The sequence below is a fragment of the Glutamicibacter sp. FBE19 genome (assembly GCF_015524875.1).
GTDB classification, from domain to species: Bacteria; Actinomycetota; Actinomycetes; order Actinomycetales; family Micrococcaceae; genus Glutamicibacter; species Glutamicibacter halophytocola.
Genome location: NZ_JACKQN010000001.1, coordinates 1 through 16,852, shown reverse-complemented (window position 1 = coordinate 16,852; position 16,852 = coordinate 1). Strand labels below are relative to the sequence as shown.

The following is a 16,852-nucleotide window of genomic DNA, read 5'->3' as shown; positions in this document are numbered from 1 at the left end:
GTGAAAGCTTTGCTGGCCGTCGGCCATCCATCGGATCTTCTGCGATCCGGCGTCCTTCACACGGTGCGGCGGGGTGCTGCTTCGCATCATCCTGGCCCTGCCACATAAACTGAAAGTGATTGGCTTCACAGCCCTTATGTAAGGACAATACGTCATCAGTGTTTCTAGATCAAGAGTTGTGGGCTAATTTGTCCTGACAAATACCGCTTCGATGCCCAGGCCGAGACTCGGCACTACCCTGCACGTGGCCCCGCCGATGCTTCCGCCACCCAAGTCACCGCCGTAATGCAGCGAAATGGACGGGGCGAATTCCAGAAGCAGGCCGAGGCCGGAACCGCTGACTGGTTCCGGCCTCGAGCACCTCCTGCCACGGCTGTCTTATACCTGGGCGGGCTTCCAATCCGGCTCGCCCTGCAGGGCCACCCGGCGCAGCAGCCCGGCCGCACGGCGAACTCCTTCTTCCGAGTTGACCAGCACATCCTCGTGCTCGATATTGAGCGTGCCGTCATAGCCGGCTGCGCGCAGCTCATAGACGAAATCAGCCCAGAAGGCTTCGCCTGCCGGATGCCCCAAGCCCAGGGTCACATAGTTCCAGGCCCGCTGCTGCCACTGCGTCATTCCGGTGCCATCGGGCAAGCCATTCGCGGAGACTACCGGTGCGTTCAATCGCACGTCCTTGGCATGCACGTGCATGATGGTGCCAGCCAAGGCACGGATCACGCTTGGGATATCCGCGCCCATCGCCATCAGGTGCGAGGGATCCAGATTGATGCCAACCCATTCGCTGCCTACCGCATCGATCAGCCGCTTGGCGGTCGCCGCGTTGTACACCAGCTGCGTAAAGCATGGTTCAATCGCCAGCTTGACGCCGTGCTCCTGGGCGAAGCCAGCAAGCTCCCGCCAATAGGGAAGGGCCACCTGCTCCCACTGGTGCTCCAGGATCGACAAGTTTTCCGGCGGCCACGAGCTGGTCACCCAGTTCGGGGTGCTGTCCCCCCGCAGCTCCGGGCAATCCGGACATGCACACGACGGTGGGGACATCCATGAGCCGGGCCAGGCGGATCGTCTTGCGCAGCACCAAGTCCTGTTCCGGCCCGGATACCGGATGCAATTGGTTTCCGTTGGCATTCAGCGCGCTGATGCGCAGCCCGGCCTGGGCAATCTTGCCCAGGTAGGCCAGGCGCTCCGCTTCGCTGTCCAGCAGGGCGTCAAGGTCCAGGTGCGGGGCCTCGGACCAATTGCCCGTAGGCAATTCGATGGAACCCAGACCCAGGTCGGCGGCAATGCCCAGGACCTCGTCGAAGCTTCGCGATGACAGCGAATCGGTGATCAGACCGATTTCCATGGTTGATTCCTTCCTTAAAAAGATCGATGCCCGGCCCTTTGCGGGCCGGGCATCTGTGCTTGCGCCTAGACGCGTGCGGCCTGGGCTGCAGCCACGCGGCTGCGCATCTGCTCCAGCTGGAACTTCGAAACCTCGATGGCGTTCTCGTTCTCCGCGAAGACGCTCGAGACCATTACGCTCTCCTCGCGGTCGGCAAAGCCATTGGCCACCAAGCCGGAGAAGAACTCATCCCAATTCACATCGCCGTCGCCAACCTTCAGGTGCTGGTGCACGCGCACCGGATTGCCCGGCGGGTTGGTGATGTAGCGCAGCCCATGCGAGGCATGGTGGTTCATGGTGTCGGCCACGTGGACCACGCGAAGCCGCTCCCCTACCGTCTGCATGATCTCCAACGGCTGATCCTTCATGTGGAAGGAATGCGAGGCGACATACACGAAGGACAGGTTTGGCGAGTTCACTCCGCGGATCACCCGCCAGGCGGCCAGGCCCTCTTCCACAAAGTCATCCGGGTGCGGGTCGATGGCCACGTTAATGCCCTCGCGCTCGATGATCGGAACCAGTTCTTCCATGGACCGGTAGAACGCGGCCTCGGACTCCTCGGCACGCTCGGGACGTCCCGAGAACTCCGTATTCATCTGGTTCACCCCCAGATCCACGGCAATCTGGATGGCGCGCTTCCAATAGCGCACCGCCGCCTGGCGCAGGTTCTCGTCGGGCGAGGACCAGCGCAGCACCGGCAGCACCGAGGCAATGCCCACTCCGGCTCCCTTGCACTCGGCGGCCAGCTTTGCCACCAGGTCATCATCGGCCTTCGGGTGGGTGAAGAACGGGATGATGTCCGCATGCGGAGTCAGCTGGATATGGTCGTAGCCCAGTTCTGCGGCCAGCTTCGGGAACTCCAGCACCGAGTGCGTGGAATGGAATGGGGTGGGATCCAATGCGTATTTCATGATGCCCTTAGCTGTAGAGATCCGGCTTGCTGTTCAGCTGCACGTCCACCTTGGCGCCGGTGCGCTGGGCTTCGACGCCGGCCTCGCAGCACGCTGCGGTGGCGTAGCCGTCCCAGGCGCTCGGACCGCCCAGCTCGCCGCGCAATGCAGCATCCACCCACGACTGGATTTCGGTGTCATAGGCGGCGCCAAAGCGTTCTTCGAAGCCCGGGGTGACCTTGCCGCCCCACTGGCCTGCGGTGCGCACGTAGGGTCCCGCGTCATTGCCGATGGACACGATGCCATCCTCGAAGGAGGCCTGGGTGGCCACTTCGTAGCCGAACTTCGCGTTGACGTAGATCTCCACGTCAGCCAGCACGCCCGAGCTGGTTTCCACCAGCACATGCTGCGGGTCATGCTGCCCATTGGGCGCATTGCGGGTGGCCTTGCCCAGGCGCACCTGCACGCTGGTGATCTCCTCGCCGGTGAAGTAGCGGATGGCATCGAATTCGTGCACCACCGAGTCGTTGATCAGCATCTCGTTGGTGAACCCCTCGGGGGTGCTCGGGTTGCGGTGCTGGTGGTGGAGCACCAGCAATTCGCCCAGGCCCTGGTTCTCGATCAGCTGGCGCAGCTGCTGGTACTCGGCATCAAAGCGGCGCATGAAGCCCACCTGGATGCGCTTGCGGCCCAGCTTCGCCTCGGCCTCGACGATTTCCCAGGATGAGGCGGCATCCGGGGTCAGCGGCTTCTCGCACAACACCGGAATATCTGCCTCGAGCACCTTGAGCAGTGCATCATGATGCAGGAAGCCCGGGGTGGCCAGCAGGACCGCATTCACCTCCCCGCTGGAAAGCGCGGCGTCCAGATCGGTGTAGCCCTTGGCACCGGGAATGCCGTCAATCGCGGCGTTGACCCGGTCAAGGTCGATGTCGACCACGGCAGCCACTTCGGCTCCGGAGATGCGGTGGTGGATCCGCTGAATGTGGTCGGCGCCCATGCGTCCGGCTCCAACGACGGCGACGCGCAGGATATCTGGCACGATATGTCCTTTCAAGAGTTCTTGGCTAGGTTCAGTCTGGCTTAAACGTGGCTGCGGGAGATGCAGCTGTGCAGATAATTACGGGTGCGGGTGGCAATCGGCAGCGGCACCGAGAAGTCCGCGACCGGGTACATGTCCTGCTCCACGATGCCGAAGATCGGGCGGCCCAGCTTCTCGACTTCCTGCAGGACCTCGTTGAGGTCCGGCAGTCCCGCAGGCGGTTCGCACATGACCCCGGCGAGGTTGGCCGCGGCCCAGGTCATGTCCTGCTCGCGCACCGTGGCCAGGATGTCCGGGTTGATCTGCTTCAGGTGCAGGTAGCCGATGCGCTCAGGGAAGCGGCGGATCAGATCCACGCTGGAAGCCCCGCCGTATTCGGCGTGGCCGGTGTCCAGGCACAGGGTGGTGTACTGCGGGTCGGTGACTTCGAGGAACTTCTCGATGTCGCTCTGGCCGCAGACATGGGAGTCGGCGTGGGAGTGGAACTGCTGCTTGAGGCCGAATTCCTCCTGCAGGATCTTGCCCAGCCGGTCATGGCCCTTGGCCAGCGAGTCCCAGCCGGCAGCATCCAGGGTGCCCGGTTCCAGCGCCTGGCCGGTGACATCATCGCGCCACATCGCCGGGATCACCACAATATGCTCGCCGCCCATGGCGGCGGTCAACTCGGCCACCTTGCGTGCTGGCTCCCAGGCTTCCTCCCACGCATTGGCGCTGCCATCGATCCCGCGGTGGAAGGCGGTGAAGACGGTGCCGGCGCAGACGTTCAGGTCGCGGGCGGCCAACTCATCAGCGAGCTGGGATGGGTCGGTCGGCAGGTACCCGTAGGGGCCCAGCTCGATGGTTTTGTACCCGGCTTCGGCCACCTCGTCGAGGAAGCGCTGCCACGGGGTCTGCTTGGGGTCGTCGGCAAACCATACGCCCCAGGAGTCAGGAGCAGTTCCGATGGTGATGTTCTGTGCCATGATGCGTACCGTTTCTCTGGCTCAAAAGGCTAGTTGGAAGGGAAGTTGAAGGTCGCAGCCGTGCCCTTGGCTGGTTCTGGCCAGCGCTGGGTGATGGCCTTGCCACGGGTGTAGAAGCGCACGCCATCCGGGCCGTAGATGTGGTGCTCGCCGAACAGCGAGTCCTTCCATCCGCCGAAGGAATGCCACGCCACCGGAACCGGCAGCGGCACGTTGACCCCGACCATTCCCACCTGGATGCGGCGGGTGTAGGTGCGGGCGTGGGCGCCGGAGGAGGTGAAGATGGCGGTGCCGTTGCCGTAGGGGTTGGCGTTGACCACTTCGATGGCCTCTTCCAGGGAATCCACGCGCAAGACCACCAGCACCGGGCCGAAGATCTCCTCGGTGTAGGCGCTCATTTCGCGGCTGACCTTGTCCAGGATGGTCGGGCCGACGAAGAAGCCGTTCTCGTGGTCCTTGACCACCAGGTCGCGGCCGTCGATTACCAGGGCGGCGCCGGCCTGTTCGGCCTCGCCGACGATCTTCTGCAGGCGGGACTTGGAGGCCGGGGTGATGACCGGACCCATGTCAGCCTTCTCATCCAGGCCATTGGAGACGTTGACCTTGCGGGCGTGGTCCGCAAGCTTGTCCACCAGCGCGTCGGCGGCATCGCCCACGGCGACGGCCACGGAGATGGCCATGCAGCGCTGGCCGGCGGAGCCGAAAGCGGCGGCGTTGATGTGGTCGGCGGCCAGATCCATGTCGGCATCGGGCATGACCACGGCGTGGTTCTTCGCCCCGCCCAGCGCCTGGACGCGCTTGCCGTGCTTGGAGGCGGTTTCGTGCACGTACTTGGCGATCGGGGTGGAGCCGACGAAGGAGATGCCGTCGACATCCGGGTGGGTCAGCAGGCCGTCGACGGTCTCCTTGCCGCCGTGCAATACCTGGAAGACGCCGTCGGGCAGGCCGGCCTGCTTGAACAGCTCGGCGATCAGCAGCGAGGCGGAAGGGTCGCGCTCGGAAGGCTTGAGGATGAAGGCGTTGCCGGTGGCGATGGCTACCGGGGCCATCCACAGCGGCACCATGACCGGGAAGTTGAATGGGGTGATGCCGGCGACCACGCCCAGCGGCTGGCGGAAGGAGAAGACGTCGATGCCGGTGGACACCTGATCGGAGTACTCGCCCTTCAGCGACTGCGAAATGCCGCAGGCGTACTCCACCACTTCGATGCCCCGGCTGATTTCGCCGGCGGCGTCGGAGAGCACCTTGCCGTGCTCGCTGGTCACGATGCGGGCCAGCTCGTCGGTGTGCTCGGTGAGCAGCTGCTGGAAGCGGAAGAGGATCTTGCTGCGCTTGGCGATCGATACTTCGCCCCAGGTTTCGGAGGCGGCCTTGGCCACGGCCACGGCCTGCGCCAGGTCCTCATCGCTGGCCAGGCGCAGCTGGCCGGTGATTTCGCCGGTGGCGGGGTTGTAGACCGGCTGGGTGCCGGTGCCGGTGCCCGCGGAAGGGGCGCCGTTGATGAAGTGCAAGATTTCTGCGACGTCGGTGGCGGTGGTAGTCATTGCCGTATTTCCTTTGCTGTTCAAAAGTGTTCTGTTGCCGGCCCTAGCCCAAGAGGGGCTTCTGGCGCGCTTTGTTCTTGGTGTAGTTCTGGTAGGCCGCCGTGGTGCTCTCAAGCTCGGCGACTTCGCTGACCGGGACATCCCACCAGGATTCGCTGGAGGGAGCATCGGCGTAGAGGTCGGATTCGATGTGGATCAGGACCGGGCCGGAGCCTTCCTCGGCGGCCTTGGCCGTGGCGATGGCTGCCGACAGGTCCTCGATGGCCTGCGGGCCCGGGGCAATCCGGATGACCTTCACGCCCAGGGATTCGGCGTTGGTGGCCAGGTCGATCGGCAGGGTGGAACCGTCATCGAAGCTGTGGCTTTCGGCATCCAGGGTGCGGTATTTGGTGCCGAAGCGCTGGGAGCCCAGGGACTCGGAGAGCGCGCCGATGGAGGCGTAGCCGTGGTTCTGGATCAGCACGGTGATCAGCTTCAGGCCTTCGGCCACCGCGGTGACCAGCTCGGTGTGCATCATCAGGTAGGAGCCGTCGCCCACCATGACCACCACATCGCGGTTCTCCTGGTCCCCGCGTTCAGCCTCGTCGATGACTGCGCGCTTGATGCCCAGTCCGCCGGCGATCTCATAGCCCATGCAGGAGAATCCGTATTCCACGTGGTAGCCGTAGGGGTCCGAAACCCGCCACATCTTGTGCAGGTCCCCGGGCAGTGAACCGGCGGCGCAAACCACCACGTCGCGGGGATCCATGGCCTGGTTCACCGCGCCGATAATGGCGTTCTGGCTGACCAGGGGGCTCAGCCGCTCGGCAAAAGCCTCGTCCACGGTGGCATCCCAGCGCTGCTTTTCGCTGGCGGCCTGCACTTCGAGGGCGCCGTCGACCCGGTAGCCGGTCAGTGCTTCGCGCAGCGCGATCAGCGCCTTGCGGGCATCGGCCACCACCGGAAGCACGGTGCCGTGCTTGTAGGCGTCCAGTGCCGCGACGTTGATGTTCACGAACTTCACGTCCGGGTTCTGGAAGGCGGTGCGGCTTGCGGTGGTGAAGTCCTCGTAGCGGGTGCCGATGCCGATGACCAGATCCGCCTGCTCGGCCAGCGCGTTGGCGGCGGTGGTTCCGGTGGATCCGATGGCGCCCAGCGAGTACTTGGAGTCCCAGGGCAGCACGCCCACGCCGGCCTGGGTATTGCCCACCGGGATGCCGGTGGCTTCGCAGAGTTCAGCCAGTTCCCCGGTGGCGAAGGCGTAGAGCACCCCGCCGCCGGCGACGATCAGCGGGCGCTTGGCGGCCCGGATCATCTTGGCTGCTTCGGCGATGTCCTGCGCCTCTGGCTCGGGACGGCGGATCTTCCACTCGCGCTCGGCAAAGAATTCTTCCGGGAAGTCGAAGGCCTCGGCCTGCACGTCCTGGGGCAGGGAGATGGTCACCGCACCGGTTTCCGCCGGGTCGGTGAGCACCCGCAGCCCGTGGTGCAGGGCGCTGGCCAGCTGCTCCGGGCGGGTGACGCGGTCGAAGTACTTGGACAGCGGGCGGAAGGCGTCGTTGACGGTGATGTCATAGCCGTGCGGCATTTCCAGCTGCTGCAGCACCGGGTCCGCGGCGCGGGTGGCGAAGGTGTCCGAAGGCAGCAGCAGCACCGGAAGGCGGTTTGCGGTGGCCAGGGCGGCACCGGTGAGCAGGTTGGAGGAGCCCGGGCCGATGGAGGTGGACACCGCGTAGGTGGCCCGGCGGCGGGTATGCCGCGCATAGGCGACGGCCTGGTGCGACTGGGCCTGCTCGTTGCGGCCCTGGTAGTACGGCATCAGGCTCGGGTCCTTGGCCTGCCACTGCTTCAGCGCCTGGCCCACGCCGGCGACATTGCCGTGGCCGAAGATGCCGAACATGCCCGGGATCAGCCGTTCGCGGTACTGGGTTCCACCGATGGAATCCACCGTGTACTGGCGGCCCAGGAATTCCACAACCGCCTGGGCGACGGTCATTGTGCGTGTAGTCATCGAGCTTTGTCCTTCTCAGCTGCGTACTGGTGCGGTGGTGTTCAGAAGCGATGCGGCGGTGGCCACGGCGGCGGCCACGTCCCCGTCCTCGGGGTAGAGCAGCGTCCGCCCGACGGTCAGCCCCTGGACCGAAGGCAAGGCCAGTGCGGCTTGCCAGGAGGCGAAGACCTCATCGGGGTCTCCGGCAGGATCCCCGCCGAGCAGCACCGTGGGCAGGGTGGTGGCGGCCATGACCCGCTCCATGTCCTGGACCACCGGAATCTTCAGCCAGGTGTAGGCGCTGGACTCCCCCAGGCCGGAGGCGATGCCCATGGACTTGATCACGGCGTCCGGGCGCAGGTCGTTGACGACCTTGCCCTCGACCCGCTTGGAGATGAAGGGCTCGACCATGGCGACCAGCTGGTGCCGGGCCAGATCGGAGACCGCGTCGGCGGTGGCTTCCAGGGTCTTGACGGTGTCCGGGTCCTCGTAGCTGATCCGGGTGAGCATCTTGCCGCCGTCCGCGCCCAGGGCGGCCAGGGCGGCTGCGGTGTGCCCGGTGAAGCGGTCGTCGATCTCGTTGACCAGGCCGGTCAGCCCGCCGCGGTTCATCGAGCCGAAGACCAGCTTGCCTTCCAGCGCACCGAGCAGCAGCAGGTCATCGAGGATATCGGGCGAGGCGAGCACGCCGTCACAGGCCGGATTCTGCAAGGCGATCTGCAGGCGGTCCAGCAATTCGCGGCGGTCGGCCATGGCGGTGGCCCGCTTGCCGACCGACAGCGCGCCGCGGGCCGGGTGGTCGGCGGCGATGATGAAGTTCTGGCGTCCCAGCACCGGGCCGGCATGCTTCCGGCGGGCGGCCGCGGCGCGTAGCACCGATGCCGGATCTTCCAGCCGTTGGCGGGTGATGGATTCGTAGCGGCGGGGATCTTCGCGATCCACGCTCAGCTCGGTTGCCTGTTTCATGGCTAGACCAGGTCTTTCTGGGAGGCGGGGACGGTGCGGCCGCGCTCGGCCAGCAGGGCGTTGACTTCTTGCGGGGTCGGCATTGCGTCGGAGCATGCGACCTTGGAGGCGACGATGGCTCCGGCGGCGTTGGCGTAGTCCAGAACCTGTTCCAGTGGCCATCCGGAGAGCAATCCGTGGCAGAAGGCCCCGCCGAAGGAGTCTCCGGCGCCCAGCCCGTTGGCGGTCTGCACCGGAACCGGGGCGGAGACCACGCGTTCGGTGCGGGTTTTGGCCATGACGCCTTCGGGGCCGAGCTTGACCACGGCGATCTGCACTCCTGCCTCCAGCAGGCGGTCCGCCTGCTCATCAGGGGTTCCTTCGCCGACCGCGACGGTGCATTCGGTGTCGTTGCCGATGGCGACGGTGGCCGAGGCCAGCGCCTGGGTGACCTGCTCGCGGGCCTGTTCCACCGAGTCCCAGAACATCGGGCGGTAATCCAGATCCAGGATGGTGAACTGCCCTTCGGCCAGCGAGCTGGCCGGGCGGGCCTCGTAGGCTGCCAGCTGGGCGCTGCGCGAGGGCTCGCGGCTCAGGCCGGTGACGGTGCTCCAGAAGATTTTCGATTTTTTCACTGCGTCGAGATCGATCTCGCTGGTAGTGATGTTCCAGTCCGGGGCCATCGGGAATCGGCCGTAGAAGTACAGCGGGAAGTCATCTGGCGGCAGGATGGCGCAGAAGGTGACCGGCGTCTGCAAGCTGGCGTCGCGGGTGACCTGCGAGCGGTCCACGTTGTAGCGGTCCAGTTCGCGTTCCAGGAAGGTGCCGAAGTCGTCGTCGCCGACCTTGGTGATCACTGCCGCTTCGCGTCCATGCTGGGCTGCCGCCACCGCGACGTTGGTCGCAGAGCCGCCGAGGTACTTGCCGAAGGAGGTCACGTCGGCCAGGGATACGCCGATGTCGTTCGGGTAGACATCAACGCTGATGCGTCCGAGGGTGAGTACGTCGTAAGTCACGCAGATCGACGTCCTTTCGAGTCAGGAGTTCAGGGATCGGCCAGCTGCCGACAATGTGAACGGTGCCACAGGAAATACTTTGCACCATGAATCCAGCGCTGTCAAAGGTTTGTACTGACATATTTACAACATGAGTAACATAGTTGGGGTAAAACCCCGGAATTCCGGGGTTTTCACTCCGCTTCGGACACCAAAAAATAAAAAAAATTTCCGAATACTATGTCCTGACTTTATGACTTGGTCGAGGTCGACGATGGAGCCGAAACCACCCAGGCCGGCGGCGCGCCCCGGCAAAACGCTAGGCTCTTAACGAGAGCAGCAGGCAGAACCCAGGAGGAGCCGTGGCAACAGAAAGCCGTCGAGCCACGATCTACGACGTCGCCCAGGCCGCCGGCGTTTCCAAATCACTGGTGTCACTGGTGCTGCGCGATTCCCCCAGCGTCTCGGCGCCGCGCCGCGCCGCGGTCCTGGCGGCCATCAAGGAACTGGACTACCGCCCCAGCCAGGCAGCCACCACACTGGCCGGAGGCACCAGCCAGACAGTTGGCGTGGTCATCGACGACTACACCAACGCCTGGTTTGTAGAACTATTGCGGGGTCTCCAAGAAGGACTGGCCAGCGCCGGATTGCGCATTGCCGTTTCCGACCGCACGCTGAACGCCCACGTGGAGTCGGATCCGCTGGACGGATTTCTGAGCACCCGGGTCGAGGCCCTGGTGCTGGCCACCGAGCCGACGCCGTCCATGCGCTTTTCTTCCCAGATCCCGGTGATCGTGGTCGGCAACCGCGCCACGCAGGTTCCCGGGGCGGACATTGCCTCCAGCGATGACCGGCTCGGCACCCGGCAGGCCATCGAGCACCTGGTCTCCCTGGGCCACCGGAACATCGGCCACATCGGCGGTGGCGGCGGATCCTCGATGCTGCGCCTGGCCGGATACCAGGAGGCGATGAAGGCCGCAGGACTGGACGAGCACGTCGTTTCGGTCAGCGAGCTGACCACCGAAGACACCGGCTATCGGTGCGCCCAGCGGCTATTGGACGAGGATCCCGGGACAACGGCCATCCTGGCTGCCAATGACTCGATGGCCATGGGCGCCATGGCCGCGGCGCAAGCCGCGGGCCTTTCGGTGCCTGGGGACCTGTCAATCATCGGCTACGACAATTCGCCGCTCTCCGGTACCCATTTGCTGCACCTGACCACCGTCGACAGCCGCAACCACGACCTCGGATTGCACGTGGCCCAGCAGGTCCTCTCCCGGCTCGCCGACCCCGGGCGCGAAGCCCAGCGGGTGCTGCTCGAGCCCTTGCTGATCGAGCGCGGCACCTGCACGGCACCTCGCCGACCCTGATTCCCCCAGTCCCAAAAGCTTCTTCTGCAGACCCCTTGACCTTGATCCGACATCACCTCTACACTCTTTTGGAGCGCTCCAAAATATTCCAGAACACTCACTTCCAAGGAGAACACCGTGGCACAAAGCATCGGCATCGCCGTCATTGGCGCCGGCATGGCAGGACTGTCCCACATCGCCGGCTACCGAATCGCGCCCACGCTGTATGAACCAACCCTGCCCCCGCTGCGCTATGTTGCCGTCGCCGATGTGAACACCGAGCTTGCGGCAAAGGCCGCCAAGCGATACGGATACGAAAAGGCCCTCGGCTCATGGCAGGAAGTCGCCGCAGACCCCGACATCGACGTGGTCTCCGTTGTCATCGCCAACCGCTTCCACCGTGAAGCGGTGGAAGGTCTGCTGGCCGCCGGCAAGCACGTCCTCTGCGAAAAACCGCTGGCCGATACCTTGGAAGAAGCAGAGGCGATGGCGGCAGCGGCACGCAACGCCCAATCCACCGCCCGGGTAGGCTTCACCTTCCGCCGCACTCCTGGCATCGCCGCGATTCGCGACCTGATCAACGACGGCACCCTGGGCAAGGTCCTGCATTTTTCGGGCCGCTACTGGACGGACTACGGGCACAGCCCACAGGCACCGATGAGTTGGCGCTTCAAGGGCGAACCGGGCTCCGGGGCGCTAGCCGATGTCGGCAGCCACCTCGCCTACGTCGCCGAATTCCTGGCGGGCGAGATCACCTCGGTCAGCGGCGGACAGCTCAGAACCAGCATCGCCGAACGCTATCTGCCAGCTGGAGCTGTCACCGGCCACAACCTGGCGGAACTCAGCGATAAATCAGAGCCCGTGGAGAATGATGACTACGCGGCTTTCAGTGTCCAGTTTGCCGATGCCGCCGGCAGCCTGGAAGTCTCCCGCGTCGCTGCAGGCCATCCAAACACGCTGGCCTTCGAGGTGTTCTGCGAAAGGGGCGCGGCCCGCTTCAGCCAGCTGCGCCCGGCCGAAATCGAAATCATGCTCGGCGAGGGGCCCGAGGCAACCAATGGCTACCGCACGGTGAACCTGGGTCCAGAACATGCCTACATCGGCGGCGGATTGCCGATGGACGCCCCAGGCGTCGGCTTCGGCCAGAACGACGCGTTCAGCTATCAGGCCCGCGCCTTCCTCGACGAAGTCAGCGGGGTGGAATCGGCGCTTCCAGCCAACGCAACCTTCGATGAAGGCGTGCACAACATGAAAATCCTGCAGGCAGTAGTACAGTCCTCGAACAATGACGGAAAGATGGTCTCCCTATGAAACTCGGCGTCTACAACGCGATCCTCCACGACCGCCCGCTGCCCGAAGCCCTGAAGGTCATTGCTGATCTCGGGCTCACCGGCATTGAGCTGAATACAGGAGGCTTCCTTCCGGCGGTCCACGTGCCGAATATCGAGAAGATCCTCGAATCCGATGCGGCGCGCGACGCCTTCCTTGCGCAGTTCGAGGGTACCGGCGTTGCCATCGCCGGGCTGAACTGCAACGGCAATCCCTTGCATCCGAACCGGCAGATCGGGGACAAGCACGCCGAAGACATCCGCCGTTCGATCCGGCTCGCCGCGCGGCTGGGGCAGACCCGCGTGGTCACCATGTCCGGCCTGCCCGGCGGCGAGCCGGGCGCCACCCGCCCGAACTGGGTGGTCAACGCCTGGAACTCCGCCGCATTGGACCAGCTGGACTACCAGTTCGACGTGGCCGCCGAATTCTGGCGCGAGATCGACGAGCTGGCTCGCGAGCACGGGGTCAAGATCGCCCTGGAGCTGCATCCGCAGAACATTGCTTTCAACCCGGCCAGTTTCCGCGAACTGATTGAACGCGCGGGCACCAGCAACATCGGCGTGGAGCTTGATGCCTCCCACCTGTTCTGGCAGCAGATGGACCCGGTGGCCGTGGTGCGCGACCTGGGCAAATGGGTGTTTCACGCCGCCGCCAAGGATGTGCGCATCAACCCGAACGCAGCAGTCCAGGGGGTGCTGGATAACAGCTTCCGCCGGTTGCGCGAGGATGAGCCGCGCACCAACCTCGGCGGGGATGAGTGGGCCAATGAGTGGCCGAAGAACTCTGCCTGGGACTTCGTAGCCTTGGGCAAGGGGCACGACACCGCATTCTGGACCGAGTTCCTGCGCGCCCTGCACGAGGTGGATCCGCAGATGCTCGTGAACATCGAGCATGAGGATACCGAATTGGGTGCGGTTGAAGGATTGGAAGTAGCGGCCCAGGTGCTGCTTGATGCCGACGCGGCCCTGGCCTCCTCGCTGGCCACGAACTAGCCAGCTGGACCAGCAATAAGGCAAGCCCGGAATTCACAGTCGTGAATTCCGGGCTTGCCTTTTGTGTTGTTCGAGTTCAGCAAGTTGCCTTTAGACGGTGCGAACCACGGCTTCATAGTCGAAGCGCGCCTTGGGTGCACCGAGCTCGCTTTCGGCAGGCTGCCCGATGTTGACCACCAGGAAGCTCTTCTGCTCGCCTTCAGGGAAGAACGAGGCATCGATGGCCGAGAAGTCAGCACCGGTCATCGGGCCAACGGCGAAGCCGAGGCTGCGTGCTGCCAGCATGAAGTAGCCAGCCTGCAGGTGTGCGTTGTTGTTGCCGGTGGCCGCGGTGAACTCTGCGTCGGCGTCGTACATGGCCTTGGGCGCGTTGTAGCCTGGCAGGAAGTTGTCCCACTGCTCGTGCCATGCGGTGTCGTAGCTGAGGATGGCCACGAGTGGAGCCGCGGCGGTCTTGGCCTGGTTGCCACGGGCCATTGCCTCAACCAAGGTGGCGCGGGCTTCATCCGAACGCACGTAGGTCACGCGCAGTGGCTGGGAGTTGAAAGCGGTCGGACCGAATTTTGCCAGCTCGTAGATTCGCTGGGCCTGCTCATCGGTCACCTCGCCGGTGAAGGCGTTGGCGGTGCGGGCTTCGCCAAAAATGGCGTTGAGCGCTGCGGTATCGACCTGGTTTTCCTGGGTTGCAACAGTCATTGATTGCCTTTCGGATCAGCCCGGGGCCTGCGTGCTGGCCATATTCGGACACTAATTTGTTCTACTCGTGTCCAACCGCTTGGTTCTGAACATCATTCCAAGAATTGATGTGCTTTACGCCACAAGCAGCCCCTGATGCCCTTGGCGCAGCGGGAATCCGGGCCCGGATGGATTACTCCACGTCCAGTTCAGAGCGTGCCTGGGCTTCCTTCCGCCGATGGCTTGGACCACTGCCGGTGCAGCAGCAAGCAACCGGCAGCACACAGCGCAATGGTGATGCCAAAGCAGGTCACGGCCATCGACTCGCCCATGAGCTGCCCAACCCAGCCAAGCCCCAAGGCGCCCAGTGCCGTCAGCGCATAGCCCAGCACCCAGAAGGCGGAACTGGCGCTGCCCCGATGCCGCAGTTCAATGCGGCGCAATACTATGCCAAGGCCCACCGGGAACAGCGCTCCATGGCTCAGCCCAGCGACCAGCAGTCCAATGAGATAGACAGCCACCGCCGCTGCACCGTGCAGCCGCGGGGCCAAGGCGATCAATGCGGTACCCGCCATGAGCCCGGCGAAGCCCAGATGGGCTTTTTCGCCCACCAGCTTCCCGCCAGCCTTCTGCCCCACGGTGGTGGCAACAAAAATCAGCGAGCCAATCAGCCCCAGCAGCCGCAGGTCGGTAATGCCGAAGGCGCGGACCACGAGGATGGATGTCATGGCCGTGCAACCACCCATTACGGCGAATCCCAGGGTCATCAGGCCGCCCACGCAGTAGTCGCGGAGCGCGAAGCGGGGTATCAAAGGCAGGCTGAGCTTGAGCCCGAGCCCGCGGTGGGCGACAGTATCCGGGATCATGGCCAGCAGCGCCATGCACAGCCCGGAGAGCACTGCGTGGACACTAAACGCGATCATCGGCACGGAGGGGACAAAATAGGTCAGGAAGGCCGCCAGCGCTGGCCCGCTGCCCAGCCCGGACATATTCGCCACGCTGGAAATGCCGGCACCGCGCGCGGAACTGGAGACCAGATCGGTGAGGTAGGCCGTTGCCGTACCGGTCACCAGCCCGGCGCAAATCCCGGAGAGCGTGCGGGCAATGAACAGCATCGGGGCATCCTCGGCCACGGCGTAGAGCATTCCGCTGGCAGCCGAGGCCAGCAGGCCAAGGATCATCACGGGCTTGCGTCCGATGGCATCAGACAGGGATCCGAAGACGCAAAGGACCGCGAGTACCACGATGGCGTAGATGGCAAAAAGCTGCGTTGAAGCGGCTGTGCTCAGCCCATACTCATCTTGCAGGGTGGGATAGAGCGCGGTGGGCATGGTCGTGCCGCACATGGCGATCGCATACGTCGCCAAAACGATGCCCAGACTCGCGCCTTGAGCTTGCTTTGGCTTGGCCCGCAACTTCACGCCAGGACCTCGCTCTCATGTTGAATAACACTCCGAGCCTAGATAAGTCCTAATGTCCTGTCAATCTTTTCTATCGAAACGCCTCGGACGCCTCGCCTTCCGCAGCGATAGCCGCGGCTCATGGGCACACCCGCCAACCGGGCCACGATCAAGAAGGCCAAGGCCGGGGAAGGTTCGGAAGAATTATCTTTACTTAATTAAGTTAATCTGATTAGGCTAGGGCGACCACCTATTGGCTCGATAGAGCCGGAAAGAACTGGTACCCACCTTGCACCCCCACAAACTGCGGCAACTCGCCGCCTCGCTGCTCGCCGGAGCAGTTATCGCCACTGCCTCGATTCCCGTTCACGCGGCGGTGATCGCTCCCCAAGAACGCCACGGCGCTCCCGAACGACTCCCGCTAGCCGATCCCGACGCCACCTCCAGAACAGCCTCCCTCTTCGCCTACCTGAACTCCCAGCAGGGCCAGGGAATCCTCTTCGGGCACCAGCAAGACACCGAATTCGGAGTCACCTTCTCCGATGCCCAGGCCGACGGGACCCTGTCCGACGTCCAAGCCGCTACGGGCGATTACCCGGCGGTCTTCGGCTGGGACTTCGGCCACCAGGGCTACGGCTCGGCGCCCGGAGACCCGACACCGCAAGAGAACATCGAGCACACCGTCAAGCTGGTGCAGGCCGCCGACAAGCTCGGCGCCATCCAGACCTTCTCCGCCCACATGGACAACTTTGTCACCGGTGGCCCCTTCGATGACACCGATGGCGACGTGGTTCCGCGCATCATGCCCGGTGGAGACCACAACAAGCAGTTCACCGACTACCTCGACCGGGTGGCCGGCATCGCCAAGGCCGCTGTGGATGAACAGGGCCGTGCCATCCCCATGGTCTTCCGCCCCTTCCACGAGAACGCCGGCTCCTGGTTCTGGTGGGGTGCCTCCCATGCTTCAGCCAGCGAATACATTGAACTCTTCCGCTACACCGTGGAATACCTGCGCGATCAGAAAGACGTGCACAATTTCCTCTATGCCTACTCCCCCGGCGGCGGATTCAGCGGCAAGCCGGAAACCTTCATGAAGACCTATCCGGGAGACGACTTCGTGGACGTGCTGGGCTATGACAACTACGACAGCTCGGGCGGTTCCCAGCAGTGGCTCGACGGCCTCGTGGCCGACTTGGGCATGCTCTCCACGCTGGCCACCGAGCACCGAAAGGTAGCGGCCCTGACCGAGTACGGAGTGAGCGGGGCACTGAAAGCCAACGGAGAAAATCCCTCCATCAACTGGTACACCAAGGTCTTCAACGCGATCAAGGCCGACCCGCAGGCACGTCGCATGGCCTGGGCCTTGACCTGGACCA

Annotated in this window: 15 protein-coding genes; 4 read left to right on the top strand and 11 right to left on the bottom strand. The window is 64.4% G+C overall.

What is annotated here, in order from left to right; translation table 11 throughout:
- Nucleotides 1-378: 378 nt before the first annotated feature.
- The 9 genes from H6F58_RS18040 to iolC form a co-directional block, all read right to left on the bottom strand.
- Nucleotides 379-918, bottom strand: a complete 540-nt coding sequence (locus tag H6F58_RS18040; protein ID WP_348536346.1) for a sugar phosphate isomerase/epimerase family protein — start codon at nt 916-918, stop codon at nt 379-381.
- A complete protein-coding gene (locus H6F58_RS18035; protein ID WP_244652211.1) occupies nt 851-1,345 on the bottom strand; it encodes a sugar phosphate isomerase/epimerase in 495 nt (164 codons plus the stop codon). Before H6F58_RS18035 ends, H6F58_RS18040 begins: the two co-directional genes overlap by 68 nt.
- A 65-nt stretch (nt 1,346-1,410) precedes the next feature.
- Complete coding sequence (locus H6F58_RS00065) at nt 1,411-2,295, bottom strand: sugar phosphate isomerase/epimerase family protein (protein ID WP_195180787.1); 885 nt, start codon at nt 2,293-2,295, stop codon at nt 1,411-1,413.
- Between the two features lie 7 nt (nt 2,296-2,302).
- Nucleotides 2,303-3,316 (bottom strand): Gfo/Idh/MocA family oxidoreductase, encoded by a 1,014-nt coding sequence (locus H6F58_RS00060; RefSeq protein WP_195180786.1) that lies wholly within the window; start codon nt 3,314-3,316, stop codon nt 2,303-2,305.
- Between the two features lie 41 nt (nt 3,317-3,357).
- Nucleotides 3,358-4,278, bottom strand: a complete 921-nt coding sequence (locus H6F58_RS00055) for a sugar phosphate isomerase/epimerase (protein ID WP_060703146.1) — start codon at nt 4,276-4,278, stop codon at nt 3,358-3,360.
- Between the two features lie 29 nt (nt 4,279-4,307).
- On the bottom strand, nt 4,308-5,822 hold the full coding sequence (locus H6F58_RS00050; RefSeq protein WP_195180785.1) for a CoA-acylating methylmalonate-semialdehyde dehydrogenase: 1,515 nt from the start codon (nt 5,820-5,822) through the stop codon (nt 4,308-4,310).
- 43 nt (nt 5,823-5,865) lie between these two features.
- Nucleotides 5,866-7,797 (bottom strand): 3D-(3,5/4)-trihydroxycyclohexane-1,2-dione acylhydrolase (decyclizing), encoded by a 1,932-nt coding sequence (gene iolD / locus H6F58_RS00045; protein WP_195181099.1) that lies wholly within the window; start codon nt 7,795-7,797, stop codon nt 5,866-5,868.
- A 30-nt stretch (nt 7,798-7,827) separates the two neighbouring features.
- The gene (locus tag H6F58_RS00040; protein WP_060703149.1) at nt 7,828-8,757 is read right to left on the bottom strand and encodes a hypothetical protein; all 930 of its coding nucleotides are present in this window, start codon (nt 8,755-8,757) and stop codon (nt 7,828-7,830) included.
- 2 nt (nt 8,758-8,759) lie between these two features.
- The gene (iolC, locus tag H6F58_RS00035) at nt 8,760-9,752 is read right to left on the bottom strand and encodes a 5-dehydro-2-deoxygluconokinase (protein WP_195180784.1); all 993 of its coding nucleotides are present in this window, start codon (nt 9,750-9,752) and stop codon (nt 8,760-8,762) included.
- 341 nt (nt 9,753-10,093) lie between these two features.
- Here iolC and H6F58_RS00030 point away from each other — a divergent pair, with 341 nt between their 5' ends.
- The 3 genes from H6F58_RS00030 to H6F58_RS00020 all read left to right on the top strand — a co-directional run bounded on the left by H6F58_RS00030 (nt 10,094) and on the right by H6F58_RS00020 (nt 13,401).
- On the top strand, nt 10,094-11,101 hold the full coding sequence (locus tag H6F58_RS00030) for a LacI family DNA-binding transcriptional regulator (RefSeq protein ID WP_195180783.1): 1,008 nt from the start codon (nt 10,094-10,096) through the stop codon (nt 11,099-11,101).
- A 117-nt stretch (nt 11,102-11,218) separates the two neighbouring features.
- A complete protein-coding gene (locus H6F58_RS00025) occupies nt 11,219-12,391 on the top strand; it encodes a Gfo/Idh/MocA family oxidoreductase (RefSeq protein ID WP_195180782.1) in 1,173 nt (390 codons plus the stop codon).
- Complete coding sequence (locus H6F58_RS00020; RefSeq protein WP_195180781.1) at nt 12,388-13,401, top strand: sugar phosphate isomerase/epimerase; 1,014 nt, start codon at nt 12,388-12,390, stop codon at nt 13,399-13,401. The genes H6F58_RS00025 and H6F58_RS00020 overlap by 4 nt, the downstream gene beginning before the upstream one ends.
- Before the next feature lie 90 nt (nt 13,402-13,491).
- Here the strand turns inward: H6F58_RS00020 and H6F58_RS00015 are convergent, their stop codons facing one another.
- A complete protein-coding gene (locus H6F58_RS00015; RefSeq protein ID WP_171918924.1) occupies nt 13,492-14,097 on the bottom strand; it encodes a malonic semialdehyde reductase in 606 nt (201 codons plus the stop codon).
- Nucleotides 14,098-14,285: 188 nt separating this feature from the next.
- Nucleotides 14,286-15,497, bottom strand: coding sequence for an MFS transporter (locus H6F58_RS00010; protein ID WP_206693370.1), 1,212 nt, complete (start codon nt 15,495-15,497; stop codon nt 14,286-14,288).
- Between the two features lie 268 nt (nt 15,498-15,765).
- On the opposite strand from H6F58_RS00010, the gene H6F58_RS00005 reads away from it, so the two are divergent.
- Nucleotides 15,766-16,852 (top strand): glycosyl hydrolase (locus H6F58_RS00005; RefSeq protein ID WP_206693369.1); only part of this gene is annotated, 1,087 nt, incomplete at its 3' end.